General features: G+C 63.2%; 12 protein-coding genes. 6 read left to right on the plus strand and 6 right to left on the minus strand.

All coding sequences use genetic code 11. The features are described 5' to 3' along the window. The first annotated feature begins 97 nt into the window (after positions 1–97). From J6524_RS12470 to J6524_RS12480, 3 genes are all read left to right on the plus strand, one after another. The gene (locus tag J6524_RS12470; RefSeq protein WP_225670832.1) at positions 98–2,437 is read left to right on the plus strand and encodes a xanthine dehydrogenase family protein molybdopterin-binding subunit; all 2,340 of its coding nucleotides are present in this window, start codon (positions 98–100) and stop codon (positions 2,435–2,437) included. A 16-nt stretch (positions 2,438–2,453) separates the two neighbouring features. After that, entirely contained in the window at positions 2,454–3,254 is an 801-nt protein-coding gene (locus J6524_RS12475) for an FAD binding domain-containing protein (protein WP_225670833.1), read from the plus strand. Positions 3,255–3,431: 177 nt separating this feature from the next. After that, on the plus strand, positions 3,432–4,541 hold the full coding sequence (locus tag J6524_RS12480) for a CaiB/BaiF CoA transferase family protein (RefSeq protein ID WP_225670835.1): 1,110 nt from the start codon (positions 3,432–3,434) through the stop codon (positions 4,539–4,541). A 99-nt stretch (positions 4,542–4,640) separates the two neighbouring features. On the opposite strand, the gene hppD is transcribed toward J6524_RS12480, so the two are convergent. Then, on the minus strand, positions 4,641–5,759 hold the full coding sequence (gene hppD, locus J6524_RS12485; protein WP_225670837.1) for a 4-hydroxyphenylpyruvate dioxygenase: 1,119 nt from the start codon (positions 5,757–5,759) through the stop codon (positions 4,641–4,643). Between the two features lie 122 nt (positions 5,760–5,881). Between hppD and J6524_RS12490 the strand changes: the two genes are divergently transcribed. Both J6524_RS12490 and J6524_RS12495 read left to right on the plus strand, forming a co-directional pair. Beyond that, a complete protein-coding gene (locus J6524_RS12490; RefSeq protein WP_225670838.1) occupies positions 5,882–6,349 on the plus strand; it encodes an Lrp/AsnC family transcriptional regulator in 468 nt (155 codons plus the stop codon). Between the two features lie 85 nt (positions 6,350–6,434). Further along, positions 6,435–6,746: a DUF1272 domain-containing protein gene (locus J6524_RS12495; protein WP_225670839.1), complete on the plus strand. Its 312-nt coding sequence runs from the start codon at positions 6,435–6,437 to the stop codon at positions 6,744–6,746. A gap of 103 nt (positions 6,747–6,849) precedes the next feature. On the opposite strand, the gene fahA is transcribed toward J6524_RS12495, so the two are convergent. The 5 genes from fahA to J6524_RS12520 all read right to left on the minus strand — a co-directional run bounded on the left by fahA (position 6,850) and on the right by J6524_RS12520 (position 12,416). After that, a complete protein-coding gene (fahA, locus tag J6524_RS12500) occupies positions 6,850–8,121 on the minus strand; it encodes a fumarylacetoacetase (RefSeq protein ID WP_225670840.1) in 1,272 nt (423 codons plus the stop codon). Positions 8,122–8,228: 107 nt separating this feature from the next. Then, on the minus strand, positions 8,229–9,575 hold the full coding sequence (gene hmgA / locus J6524_RS12505) for a homogentisate 1,2-dioxygenase (RefSeq protein ID WP_225670841.1): 1,347 nt from the start codon (positions 9,573–9,575) through the stop codon (positions 8,229–8,231). A 2-nt stretch (positions 9,576–9,577) separates the two neighbouring features. Further along, positions 9,578–10,546 carry an MBL fold metallo-hydrolase gene (locus tag J6524_RS12510; RefSeq protein WP_225670842.1) on the minus strand — a complete coding sequence of 323 codons (969 nt, stop codon included), beginning with the start codon at positions 10,544–10,546 and terminating at the stop codon, positions 9,578–9,580. Between the two features lie 21 nt (positions 10,547–10,567). After that, positions 10,568–10,795, minus strand: coding sequence for a DUF2783 domain-containing protein (locus J6524_RS12515; RefSeq protein ID WP_225670843.1), 228 nt, complete (start codon positions 10,793–10,795; stop codon positions 10,568–10,570). Positions 10,796–10,802: 7 nt separating this feature from the next. Continuing rightward, a complete protein-coding gene (locus J6524_RS12520; protein ID WP_225670845.1) occupies positions 10,803–12,416 on the minus strand; it encodes an FAD-dependent oxidoreductase in 1,614 nt (537 codons plus the stop codon). A 201-nt stretch (positions 12,417–12,617) separates the two neighbouring features. On the opposite strand from J6524_RS12520, the gene J6524_RS12525 reads away from it, so the two are divergent. Then, positions 12,618–13,133 carry a MarR family winged helix-turn-helix transcriptional regulator gene (locus J6524_RS12525; protein WP_225670929.1) on the plus strand — a complete coding sequence of 172 codons (516 nt, stop codon included), beginning with the start codon at positions 12,618–12,620 and terminating at the stop codon, positions 13,131–13,133. The last annotated feature ends 9 nt before the right edge of the window (positions 13,134–13,142 follow it).

Consider the following 13,142-nt stretch of genomic DNA (forward strand, 5'->3'; position numbering starts at 1 on the left):
ACCACCGGCCAGCATTTTCGAATTCAACACCGCGTTTTCTTGGGAAAGTCTCCTTGGAAATAGCGGAAACCAATAACTCCGGTTGGGAGGACAGGACATGGGCGTTGAAGGCATTGGCGCAAGCGTGGTGCGCAAGGAAGACCGCCGTTTCATCACCGGCAAGGGCCGTTACGTCGACGACATCAAGCTGGTGGGCATGACCCACGCACACTTCATCCGCAGCCCGCATGCACATGCGAAGATCAAGGGCATCGATAGCTCGGAGGCGATGAAGATGCCGGGCGTGATCGCGGTGCTGACGGGCCAGCAGATCGTCGACGACAAGATCGGCAACCTGATCTGCGGCTGGGCCATTACTTCGAAGGACGGCTCGCCGATGAAAATGGGCGCCTGGCCCGCGATGGCGCCGGAGACGGTGCGCTTCGTTGGGCAGGCCGTGGCGGTGGTGATCGCCGAAACCAAGAACCAGGCGCGCGATGCGGCCGAGGCCGTGGTCGTCAATTACGAAGAATTGCCCGCAGTGGCCGACGTCAAGGCTGCGATCGCGCCGGGCGCGCCGCAACTGCACCCGGAAGCTCCTGGTAACATCATCTATGACTGGCAGCTTGGCGACGAGGCCGCGGTGAAGGCCGCTTTCGCCAAGGCCGCCAACGTAGTGAGCCTCGATCTCACCAACAACCGCCTGGTGCCGAATGCGATGGAGCCGCGCGCGGCGATCGCCGATTACGACGCCGCGGAAGAGCACTTTACGCTCTACACGACCTCGCAGAACCCGCATGTCGCCCGTCTCGTGCTGTCGGCATTCTACAACGTCGCGCCCGAGCATAAGCTGCGCGTGATCGCGCCCGACGTCGGCGGCGGCTTCGGTTCGAAGATCTATATCTATCCGGAAGAGATGGTGGCGCTGTGGGCGTCCAAGAAAGTCGGCCGCCCCGTGAAGTGGACCGGCGACCGCACCGAATCCTTCCTCACCGACGCGCATGGCCGCGACCACATCACCCATGCCGAGATGGCGTTCGACAAGGACAACAAGATCCTGGGCTTGCGGGTAAAGACCCACGCCAATTTCGGCGCCTATATGTCGCTGTTCTCCTCGGCGGTGCCGACCTATCTCTACGCGACCCTGCTGTCGGGTCAGTACGTCATCCCGGCGATCTATGCCGAGGTGATGGCGGTCTACACCAACACCACGCCCGTCGACGCCTATCGCGGCGCCGGGCGGCCCGAGGCGAGCTACCTGCTCGAGCGCATGATGGAGACTGCGGCGCGGCAGCTGAACGTCGATCCGGCCGAGCTGCGCAAGAAGAACTTCATCACCACGTTCCCGTACCAGACGCCGGTCATCATGACCTACGACGCCGGCGACTTTAACGCCTCGATCGACGCCGCGATGAAGGCGATCGACTATGCCGGCTTCCCCGCCCGCAAGGCGAAAGCCAAATCCGAAGGCAAGCTGCGCGGCATTGGCGTGTCCTGCTACATCGAGGCCTGCGGAATCGCGCCGTCGAAGGCGGTCGGCAGTCTCGGCGCCGGCGTCGGCCTGTGGGAATCGGCGGAGATCCGCGTCAATCCGGTCGGCACCATCGAGGTGCTTACCGGCACGCACAGCCACGGCCAGAGCCACGAGACGACGTTCTGCCAGCTGATCGCCGAGCGCCTGGGCGTTCCGATCAGCCAGGTCTCGATCGTGCACGGCGATACCGACAAGGTGCAGTTCGGCATGGGCACCTATGGCTCACGTTCGATCGCCGTCGGCGGCACTGCCATCGTCAAGGCCATGGAGAAGATCGAATCCAAGGCCAAGAAGATCGCAGCGCACGCGCTGGAAGCGAGCGAGAACGACATCGTCATCGAGAACGGCGAGTTCAAGGTGACCGGCACCGACAAATCCATCGCGCTGCCGATGGTCGCGCTCGCAGCCTACACCGCGCACAATCTGCCCGACGGTATGGAGCCGGGCCTAAAGGAAACCGCCTTCTATGACCCGACCAACTTCACCTTCCCGGCCGGCGCCTATATCTGCGAGGTCGAAGTCGATGCCGCAACCGGCAAGACCTCGTTCGTGAACTTCGTCGCCGCCGACGACTTCGGCCGTCTGATCAATCCGATGGTCGTGGAAGGCCAGGTGCATGGCGGCCTTGCGCAAGGCATCGGCCAGGCGCTGCTGGAGCACGCCGTCTACAATGAGAACGGCCAGCCGGTGACGGCATCGTTCATGGACTACACCATGCCGCGCGCCGACGACCTGCCCTCGTTCCAGGTGCAGCACACCACGACGCTGTGTCCGAGCAACCCGCTCGGCGTCAAGGGCTGTGGCGAGGCCGGCGCGATCGGCGCCTCGGCCGCTGTCATCAACGCCATCACCGATGCGATCGGCAACAACAAGCTGGAAATGCCAGCGACGCCCGATCGTGTCTGGCACGCGATCCACGGTTAACTAGGGAGGACGCACCATGTACGAGACCACCTATCACCGCGCCTCCTCGGTCGACGAGGCCGCCGCGCTCTTCGCAAAGGGCAAGGAAGCGAAATATCTCGCCGGCGGCCAGACGCTGCTTCCCGTCATGAAGCAACGGCTGGCTTCGCCATCCGACGTGATCGACCTTGCGAAGATAAAGGACATGGTCGGCTGCTCGGGGACAACCTCCGGCATCCAGATCAAGGCGGCGACCACGCATTATGACGTGTCCCAGGATGCCACCGTGCGCAAGGCGATCCCGGCGCTCTGCGCCCTCGCCTCGCAGATCGGCGATCCGGCGGTGCGCCATCGCGGCACCATCGGCGGCTCGCTCGCCAACAACGATCCTGCCGCGGACTACCCCGCTGCGGTGCTGGCGCTGAACGCGACCATCAAGACCAACAAGCGCACGATTGCGGCTGATGATTTCTTCCAGGGCCTGTTCTCGACGGCGCTGGAGGACGGCGAGATCATCACCGCGGTCGACTTCCCGGTGGTCGACAAGGCGGGCTACGCCAAGTTTCCGCATCCGGCGTCACGCTTTGCGCTGACCGGCGTGTTCGTGGCGAGAATGCCTGACGGCGACGTCCGCGTCGCCGCCACCGGCGCATCGCAGAACGGTGTCATGCGCGTTGGCCCGATCGAGGCGGCACTAAAGGCGAACTGGTCCGCTAGTGCGATCGACAGCGTCACGATTTCGGCCGACGGTCTGTTGAACGACATCCATGGCACCGCCGACTACCGCGCCAATTTGATCAAGGTGATGGCGCAGCGCGCGGTGCAGGCGGCCGGCTGACCTATCCCTCGTTGAGCCATGCAGGCGGCGCGCAGCGATGCGCGCCGTACTGCTTTTGCGCCAAGATTTGCTTGCAACGGCCTCGCTTCGGCGGGACAATTTAGCTAATCAACTAATTAAGGCGCTCCTTGCGAGTTAAGGCGCTCCTTGCGAGGCTTTTCCCGGGAGAGAAAACAAGTGCTCGACAAACCAGCCACCCAATCCGCCATCAGCACCTCCGGCCCGCTCGCCGGCTTCCGCATCGTCGAATTCGCCGGCATTGGCCCGGGCCCGTTTGCCTGCATGATGTTGGCCGACATGGGCGCGGAGGTCGTGACGCTCGATCGCGTCGGCGCGAAGAAGAATCTGAAATCGGTGGCGGGGCGTGGCCGGAAAGTCGTCGAGCTTGATCTCAAAGACAAGGCTGCGGTTGCGCAGGTGCTCGACCTCCTCGCAGGCGCCGACGCGCTGATCGAGGGCTTTCGCCCCGGCGTGATGGAGCGGCTCGGACTCGGCCCTGACGTCGTACTCGCGCGCAACCCCAAGCTGGTTTACGGCCGCATGACCGGCTGGGGCCAGGAAGGCCCGCTCGCCAATGCCGCCGGCCACGACATCAATTACATCTCCATTACCGGCGCGCTCGCAGCAATCGGCACAAAGGAAAAGCCGGTGCCGCCGCTCAACCTCGTCGGCGATTTCGGCGGCGGCGCGCTCTATCTCGTGGTCGGCGTGCTCGCAGCCCTGCTGGAGGCGTCGAAATCCGGCAAGGGCCAGGTGGTGGACGCTGCGATGTGCGACGGCGCGGCCTCATTGATGTCAATGTTCTTCGATATGACCGCGATCGGGCGCTGGGTCGAAGGCCGCGAGCAGAATTTCCTCGACGGCGGCGCGCATTTCTATGGTGTCTACGAGTGCTCCTGCGGCAACTTCATTTCGATCGGCTCGATCGAGCCGCAGTTCTACGCATTGCTGCGCCAGCATGCCGGCCTCACCGACGCCGATTTCGACGCGCAGATGGACCGCAAGGCCTGGCCGGCGCTGAAGGAGAAGCTCACCAAGGTGTTCAAGAGCAAGTCGCGCGAGGAGTGGTGCAAGATCATGGAAGGCACCGACATCTGCTTTGCGCCGATCCTGACCATGGCGGAAGCGCCGAAGCATCCGCACATGGCCGCGCGAAACGTGTTCGTCGAGCGTCACGGCGTCACCCAGCCCGCCCCGGCACCGCGGTTTTCACGCACGCCGTCGGCGATCAGGGATGCGGAGAAGGCGGAGCTGACGGAATTGACTAACGCGTGGGCTAAGCGCTGAATCGTAGGGTGGGTTAGCCGAAGGCGCAACCCACCAAAGTCTCGACACGCGGTTGGTTCGGCCGGTGAGTTACGGCTTCGCCTAATCCACCCTACGGCTTTACGCCGCGTCGTCCACCTTCAACACGCCGCGCCGAATCTGGTCCTCCTCGATCGATTCGAAGAGCGCCTTGAAATTGCCTTCGCCGAATCCGTCGTCGCCCTTGCGCTGGATGAATTCGAAGAAGATCGGCCCGATGGCATTCGCCGAGAAAATCTGCAAGAGCACTTTTGTCTGGCCGCCGTCGACCACGCCCTCGCCGTCGATCAGGATACCGTTCTTCTGCAGCCGCGCGACGTCCTCGCCATGCTGCGGCAAACGCGTATCGATCTTCTCGAAATAGGTATCGGGCGGTGACGGCATGAACGGCAGGCCGGCGGCGCGCAACGTCTCAACGGTGCGATAGATGTCGCGGGCGCCGCAGGCGATGTGCTGGATGCCCTCGCCGCGATAGGTGTTGAGATATTCCTCGATCTGGCCGGAATCGCCGGCGTCCTCGTTGATCGGAATCCGGATCTTGCCGTCGGGGCTGGTCAGCGCGCGTGAGAATAGACCGGAGGCGCGGCCCTCGATGTCGAAGAAGCGGATCTGGCAGAAGTTGAAGAGTTTTGCGTAGAAGCCGGTCCAGACGTCCATGCGGCCACGATGGACGTTATGGGTGAGATGGTCGATGTAATAGAGGCCTGCGCCGGCGGGACGCGGATCGCGCGCACCCAGCCATTCGAACTCGAGATCATAGGCCGAGCCTTTTGCGCCGTAGCGATCGACGAAATAAAGCAGGCTGCCGCCGATGCCCTTGATCGCGGGAACGTCGAGCGTCTTCTGCTCCGAAGGAATATCGGCCGGCTCCGCGCCGAGCGACAGCGCGCGCTCATAGGCCTTTTTCGCATCGACCACGCGGAACGCCATCGACGGCGCGCAGGGCCCGTGCGCGGCGACGAAGCCGTGGCCGTGGGTGCCGGGCTCCTCGTTGACGAGATAGTTGATGTCGCCCTGGCGATAGACCGTGATCTTCTTGGTCTTGTGGCGGGCGACGGGCGCATAGCCCATCAGCCGGAACAGCGCGTGCAGCTCTTCCGGCTTCGGATGCGCATACTCGACGAATTCGAACCCGTCGGTGCCCATCGGATTGTCTGATGTGATGGTGGCGGCCGGCGCGTCGTGCGGAAACGGACCCATGGCAAACTCCCGAGAATTGATCTGGGTCAAATATCGGTCGAAAGGGGTGCAAAGTGCATGCAAATGGGACCGCGCTCGGTTATCCTGCCGCACAGTTCGTGCATGAAATCGGCAGTTAGCGCATGATCTCCGTTGATGGCTTCGATCTCAAAATGCTGGCCGCGCTGCAGGACGATGGCCGGCTGACCAACCAGCAGCTCGCCGACCTCGTCGGGCTGTCCGCCTCGCAATGCTCGCGGCGGCGGATGCGGCTGGAGGAGGAAAAGGTGATCGCGGGCTATCACGCCGACCTCGCCGGCGAGGCGCTCGGCTTCAACCTGATCGCCTTTGTCCAAATTACGCTGGCGACGCACTCGCCCGACAACGCCAAGAAATTCCGCGCGCTGGTTGGCCGCGTCGACGACATCCAGGAGGCCTATTCGCTCACCGGTGATGCCGATTACGTGCTGAAGGTGGTGCTGCGCGACCTCAAGGACCTCTCCGATCTCGTCAACAACGTGCTGATGCCGCACCAGAGCGTGGCGCATGTCCGCTCCTCGATCGTGCTCGACCGGCTGAAGGAAAGTTCAAAGCTGCCGCTGAAGACCTAGATGGCGCAATTCGAGGGAAATTCGTCATTCGCGTTTTCCGGCCGATTTGCGATGATCTCTTTCGGAATCACCTCACGAGATAGCTATGGCGCTGCAACTCCGCCCCAATTGCGAATATTGCGACAAGGACCTGCCGCCGAACGCGACGGACGCGCGGATCTGCTCCTATGAATGCACGTTCTGCGCCGATTGCGCTGAAAACAAGCTGCACAATGTCTGCCCGAACTGCGGCGGCGGATTTGAGCGGCGGCCGATCCGCCCCGCGACGGAGCGACGGCCTGGCGTGTGCGTCGCGAAGCAGTTGCCGTCGGACAAGCGGGTGCATTTGAAGTACAGCCTGCAGGATATTGCCGCGCACTGCGCGCGCTTAAGGGATATTCCGCCGCAGGAGCGGTGATCTACCGCGTCATTGCGAGCGCAGCGAAGCAATCCATGTTTCCGCTTGTGGCGCTATGGATTGCTTCGTCGCTTTCGCTCCTCGCAATGACGCTGAGAGGGCGTCAATCCGCCGCCAGAATCGTCCCCTCGACCTCGCCAAAGCCGACGCGGTAGCCGTCGCCCTGGCACCAGCCGCGCATGATGAGCGAATCGCCGTCCTCCAGGAACGAGCGCTTGACGCCCTCGGCGAGTTCGACCGGCTCGGTGCCGTTCCAGCTGATCTCTAACAGGCTGCCGCGCTGGTCCTTCTCGGGGCCGGAGATGGTGCCGGACCCGAGGAGATCGCCGACATTCATGGCGCAGCCGCAGGCCGCATGGTGCACGAGCTGCTGCACCGACGACCAGTACATGTACTTGAAATTGGTGCGGCTGATGTTTTTCGGCGCATTCATCGGCGCGGCGCGCAAGGCAACCTCGAGCGCCATGTCGTAATTGTTCGGCTGCGTCTGCTGCAGATAGGGCAGCGGCTTTGGATCCTGCGCGGGGCCGTGCACGCGGAAGGGCTCCAGCGCCTCGCGCGTCACCACCCACGGGCTGATCGAGGTCGCGAACACCTTGGCCTGGAACGGGCCGAGCGGCACATATTCCCACTGCTGAATGTCGCGCGCGCTCCAGTCGTTCAGGATCACAAAGCCGAAGATCATCTCTTCGGCCTGCTTCTCGGTGAGCATCTCGCCCATCACGGACGGCTGGCCGACCACGACGCCCATTTCGAGCTCGAAGTCGAGCCGCTTGCACGGCCCGAAGCTCGGCACGTCAGCCGTCGGCGGCTTCAACTGCCCGCGCGGCCGGCGCACCGGCGTGCCGCTGACGACGACGGTCGAGGCGCGGCCGTTATAGCCGATCGGCATGTGCAGCCAGTTCGGCTGCAGCGCATTGTCCTTGCCGCGGAACATGACGCCGACATTGGTGGCGTGCTCCTTCGAGGAATAGAAATCAGTGTAGCCGGAGACGGCGAACGGCAGGTGCAGCTTCACATCGGCCATCGGCACCAGCGCGCGCTTGCGCAGGCTCTCATTATCGCGCAGCTCAGGGTGATCCTGCCACAACAGCTCGCTGATCCGCGCCCGCGTGCTCGACCAGACCTTTGGCCCCAGCGCCATGAACGGGTTGAGCTGCGGCGCGGCAAACACCGCGGGCTCGACGAGGTCGAAGCGGCAGTCCTGCGCGAGCTGCCAGAGATCGAGCACGTAGTCGCCGATCGCGACGCCAATGCGCGGGGCCAGACCGTCCTTGGCAGAGAACACGCCGTAAGGGAGGTTCTGAATCGGAAAATGGGAATCGGGCGCGACGTCGATGAAGGAGCGGAGCTTGGGGTCGTTGGGGTGGGGCACTTGATTCTCCAATCGGGAAGCAGTCATGCCCGGGCTTGACCCGGGCATCCATCTATTCACAAGAGTGATGGATCGCCGGGTCAAGCCCGGCGATGACGAGTTGCGCGCTACGGCTTGTTCGGATCGAACCGCTTTTCCAGGCCCTTCCAGCAATCGGCGTAGTCATGCTGCAAGGCCGAGGTCGTCGCGGCATGCTTGGTAACCCGTTGCGGAAAACGCGTTTCGAACATGAAGGCCATGGTGCCGGTCAGCTTCACCGGCTTCAATTCGCCGTTGCTGGCGTGATCGAATGCCTCGCGGTCAGGACCGTGTGGCAGCATGCAGTTGTGCAGGCTGATGCCGCCGGGAACGAAGCCCTGCGGTTTGGCATCGTAGACGCCGTAGATCAGTCCCATGAACTCACTCATGATGTTCATGTGATACCAGGGCGGACGGAACGTATTCTCCGCCACCGCCCAGCGCTCCGGGAAGATGACGAAGTCGATATTCGCGGTGCCGGCGGTCTCCGACGGCGAGGTCAGCACCGTGAAGATCGAGGGATCGGGATGGTCGAAGCTGATGGCGCCGACGGGTGAGAAGGTACGCAAATCGTATTTGTACGGCGCGTAATTGCCGTGCCAGGCCACCACATCGATCGGCGAATGCGGCAGCGTGGTCTTGAACAGCGAGCCGCCCCATTTGACGTAGAGCTCGGTCGGCGTGTCCTTGTCCTCATAGCTTGCGACAGGCGTCAGGAAGTCGCGCGAATTGGCGAGGCAGTTGGCGCCGATCGGCCCGCGCTCCGGCAGCGTGAAGGCGCCGCCGTAATTTTCGCAGAGATAGCCTCGCGCCGGCCCCGAGGGAATTTCGACGCGGAATTTCACGCCACGCGGAATCACCGCGATCTCACCCGGCTCGATGTCGATACGGCCGAACTCGGTGACGAGGCGCAGATTGCACTGCTGCGCCACGAACATCATCTCGCCGTCGGCATTATAGAAATGCTGATCGACCATCGATTTAGTGATGAGATAGACATGTGCAGCCATGCCGGCCTGGGTGTTGGCATCGCCCGCTGTCGTCATGGTTTGCACGCCCTGCAGGAAGGTCATGTCCTCCTTCGGGATCGGCGCGGGGTCCCAGCGGAGCTGCGCGATCGGCAGTTCATATTCATGGCACGGCGCGGTGCGCCACAGCCCGGCATCGACCTTTTCGAAACGGCCGGAATGTTTCACTGACGGGCGGATGCGATAAAGCCAGGAGCGCTCGTTGCTGCCGCGCGGCGCGGTGAAGGGCGAGCCGGACAATTGCTCGGCATAAAGGCCATAGGCGCAGCGCTGCGGCGAGTTACGCCCCATCGGCAGCGCGCCCGGCAGCGCCTCGGTTTCAAAGCTGTTGCCGAAGCCGGACATGTAGCCCGGCGTCACCTGCGCGGTGCTGCGAACGATCTGGTCGGGCGAGGTATTGATATTCATGGTCATCCTCCTCCTTGCAGGGCCGCCCACATTTCGCGGTCGCGCTTGTCGGTCCAGATCACGGGATCGTCGATCCCAGATGCTTCGTCGAAGGCGCGCGAGACGTTGAACGGCAGGCAGTGTTCGTAAATGGCGAAGCTGGAAAATTTGGGGTCCATCACCTCGCGCGTCGCGGCAAAGGTCTCTTTCAGCGAACGGCCCTTGGCGACCGAACTTTCCGCCGCACCATAGAGCGTGGTGACGAAATCGCGCGTCATCGCGATCGCCTCGCGCCCGGTCGAAAGCCCCTTTAGCGCGTCGCCACGGCCCGGCGCGATCGCCTTCGGATTGAATGCGCGGATTTCATTCAGCGTGGCCGGCCATTCGCGCAAATGTGCGTCACCGCAATAGCAGGCCGAGTGATATTCGATGAGATCGCCGGAGAACATTACTTCGGCATCGGGCACCCAAGCCACGATGTCGCCGGAGGTGTGCCCGGCACCGAGCTGCATCAGCCGTACCTCGCGCTTGCCCAAGTAGATCGACATCTCGCCTTCGAAGGTCAGCGTCGGCCAGGTCAGGCCGGGAATGCTGTCGGCATCCTGAAACAGGCGGGGAAAGCGGCCGTACTCCGAGTCCCAATCCTGCTGGCCGCGCTCCTCGATCAGCCGGTAGGTTTCGGCCGATGCCACAATACCCTGCGCCTTGTAGGCGGACGCGCCGAGCACGCGCACGGCGTGATAATGCGACAACACGACATATTTGATCGGCTTGTCAGTGACGGTGCGGACGCGCTCGATCACCTTGTTGGCCATCGCCGGCGTCGCTTGCGCGTCGAACACCAGGCAGCCGTCGTCACCGACGATGATCGCGGAGTTCGGGTCGCCCTCGGCGGTGAATGCGTAGAGGTCGGAGCCGATCTCGGAGAAGGTGATCTTTTTCTCGGTCAGATCCGTGGTGGACGCAAAACCCTTTGCAGTGCTTTCGGTCATCAATTCAATCCTACAATTCGTTTACTGCTGTTGCTGTTGTTGTTGCTGGCTCGCGTCCAGCATGCGGCGCTTGGCGAGTGCGATCGCCTCGTTCAGCACGGCGATGTCGCCGATATGGTTGGCAAGCACGAGGACCAGCGCCGCGTCGAGATCGGCGCTCTGCTCGTCGCTCAATCCGCGATGCGCCTCGACGATGGCGCGGAACGCATCATCAGGCTTGGCAAAATTCGAAGCGGTCGATAGCGCCATGACAACCTCAGTTGATACCGCAAGCACGCGCCAGCGCGGCGTCGAGCGCCGCCCGCGTCGGATGGCGGAAGCGCGCTGCGACATAACCATCGGGACGCAGCAGATAGGCAGTGCCGGGTTCGGCATCGTAGCGTTTGGCGGCAAGGCCTGCACAATCGACGAGGCCGCCCTCGCCGCCGATCCGGATCGTGCCCAATCCTTCCGGCCATTCCGGCGCGGCGCCATTGCTAAACGCCAGCAGCGTGAACCCCGTTCCGGCGCCGATGAAGGCGTCGGTGAGATACATCGGCTCGCCATTCCGCCCCGCCACGGGTGCGTCCGGCATCGAGGCACCGGGACGCGGGCCGCCGCGCCAGGAATCGCTATCGACGGTCGAGAGCGGCGTCTCGTAGGTCGACGGCGTCGAGAGACGCCCGCCATTGACCATGCGCTTGCCGAACTCGGTTTCCTTGGCCAGCGACAGCACCGCCTTGCGGAGCCGCGCCTCCTGCTGCGAGTTCGGCGCCATGAAGTCGGTCGAGCGGGTGGATTCGCGGATGTTCTCGTCGGCCGCGGCGCTACGCTCGATGTGGTAGCTCTCGAGCAGCGCCTCGGGCGAGGTGCCCCGCAGCACGCGATCGAGCTTCCACGCCAGGTTCTCGGCATCCTCCAGCCCGGAATTGGCGCCGCGTGCGCCGAACGGCGAGACCTGGTGCGCGGCATCGCCGGCGAAAATCACCCGGCCATGGACGAACTTGTTCATCCGCCGGCACTGGAATTTGTAGAGCGAGATCCATTCGAATTCGAACTTGTCATGCCCGAGCATGCGCGCGATGCGCGGCCGCACATTCTCCGGCAGCTTTTCGATCGCGGGATCGGCAAAGCGGTTGAGCTGCAGATCGATCCGCCAGATGTCGTCCGGCTGCTTGTGGAGAAGCGCGGAACGTCCGGCGTGGAATGGCGGATCGAACCAGAACCAACGCTCGGTCGGGAATGCCGCTGTCATCTTGACGTCGGCGATCAAAAACTGGTCCTCAAACACCTGGCCCGCGAACTCCGCGCCCACCATTCCCCGCAGCGAGGATCGCGCACCATCGCAGGCGACGACATACTGCGCGGCGAGCCGGTAGGGACCATCGGGCGTCTGGACCGTCAGCACCACATGGTCGTTGTGCGGCTCGAGCCCCGTCACCTTGTTGCGCCAGCGCAGGTCGATCGCGGGCAATTCCTCGACGCGGTCGACCAGATAGGCTTCCGCATAGAATTGCTGCAGGTTGATGAAGGCCGGCCGCTTGTGGCCCTCCTCGGGCAACAGGTTGAACTGATAGAGCAGAGAGTTGCCGTGAAAGATCTTGCCGACGCTCCACACCACGCCCTTGTCGACCATGCGCTGGCCGATGCCGAGCCGGTCCCAGAATTCCAGCGAGCGCTTCGAGAAGCAGATCGCGCGCGAGCCCTCGCCGATCCGGTCCGCATCGTCAAGCAACACCACCGACTGCCCGCGCTGCGCCAGGTCGATAGCCAGCGAAAGCCCGATCGGACCGGCGCCGACCACGACGACCGCATGCTCGGCAATGTCAGCACCCGCCCGATCCTGATCGGGGTGGCGACGATAGCCGAATTGGGTTTTAGTCAGCGCCATGTGGGCTCAACCCTGTGACTAGAGATCTTGTTTTGACGCGTTTTCTTCACGCGAACCGGTACCCACTTCGCTCGAAAACGCTCTAGCTAGTGGCCCGCAACCCTGCTAAATTAGTCTCACCTGCAACTATCTTAAACCCCCGGCCGGGTCCGGCGTCAACTCAATTCGAGGCGATTCTTGCCAAAAGCGATGTCAGGCGAAATGGCTGCCGATCTGCGGGAAGAGAGCGCACCTAAGAAAGCTGCGCGGCTCGACCTCTTCAAGTTCGTGCCGTTCCGGCTCAACCGACTGGCGGCGGAGGTCAGTTCCGCGCTCTCGGCTGAGTATGCGACCCGTTACGGGCTCGACATTCCGGAATGGCGTGTGCTGGCCACGCTCGGCTTCCGCCACGAGCCGTGTAGCGCCCAGTATGTCGCCGATTGCACGCGCACCCATAAATCCACCATCAGCCGCGCGGTCACCTCGCTGATGAAGCGACAGATCATCGAGCGCGTCGAGAACGAGGACGACCGCCGCGAATTCCGCCTGCAGTTCACTCTCAAGGGGGCGGCGCTGTATGAGGAACTGATCCCACGTTTGCTGCGCCGGGAGCAGGAGATTCTGTCATGCCTGTCCATGCAGGAGCGCAAGGACTTCGCGCGGCTGCTCGGCAAGATCGAGGCGAGCCTCGATCTTGTGCAGACGAGTGAAGAAGCGGACGCGAAGGAAGCGTATTAGGGCGTCGCC

Source organism: Bradyrhizobium hereditatis (assembly GCF_020329435.1).
In the GTDB taxonomy this organism is placed as follows: domain Bacteria; phylum Pseudomonadota; class Alphaproteobacteria; order Rhizobiales; family Xanthobacteraceae; genus Bradyrhizobium; species Bradyrhizobium hereditatis.

Bases quoted from the DNA above. Each gene is read 5' to 3' on its own strand.
- J6524_RS12470 (WP_225670832.1), top strand. From the start codon at position 98: ATGGGCGTTGAAGGCATTGGCGCAAGCGTGGTGCGCAAGGAAGACCGC.
- J6524_RS12475 (WP_225670833.1), top strand. From the start codon at position 2,454: ATGTACGAGACCACCTATCACCGCGCCTCCTCGGTCGACGAGGCCGCC.
- hppD (WP_225670837.1), bottom strand. From the start codon at position 5,759: ATGGGTCCGTTTCCGCACGACGCGCCGGCCGCCACCATCACATCAGAC.
- J6524_RS12490 (WP_225670838.1), top strand. From the start codon at position 5,882: ATGATCTCCGTTGATGGCTTCGATCTCAAAATGCTGGCCGCGCTGCAG.
- J6524_RS12495 (WP_225670839.1), top strand. From the start codon at position 6,435: ATGGCGCTGCAACTCCGCCCCAATTGCGAATATTGCGACAAGGACCTG.
- hmgA (WP_225670841.1), bottom strand. From the start codon at position 9,575: ATGAATATCAATACCTCGCCCGACCAGATCGTTCGCAGCACCGCGCAG.
- J6524_RS12510 (WP_225670842.1), bottom strand. From the start codon at position 10,546: ATGACCGAAAGCACTGCAAAGGGTTTTGCGTCCACCACGGATCTGACC.
- J6524_RS12515 (WP_225670843.1), bottom strand. From the start codon at position 10,795: ATGGCGCTATCGACCGCTTCGAATTTTGCCAAGCCTGATGATGCGTTC.
- J6524_RS12520 (WP_225670845.1), bottom strand. From the start codon at position 12,416: ATGGCGCTGACTAAAACCCAATTCGGCTATCGTCGCCACCCCGATCAG.
- J6524_RS12525 (WP_225670929.1), top strand. From the start codon at position 12,618: ATGGCTGCCGATCTGCGGGAAGAGAGCGCACCTAAGAAAGCTGCGCGG.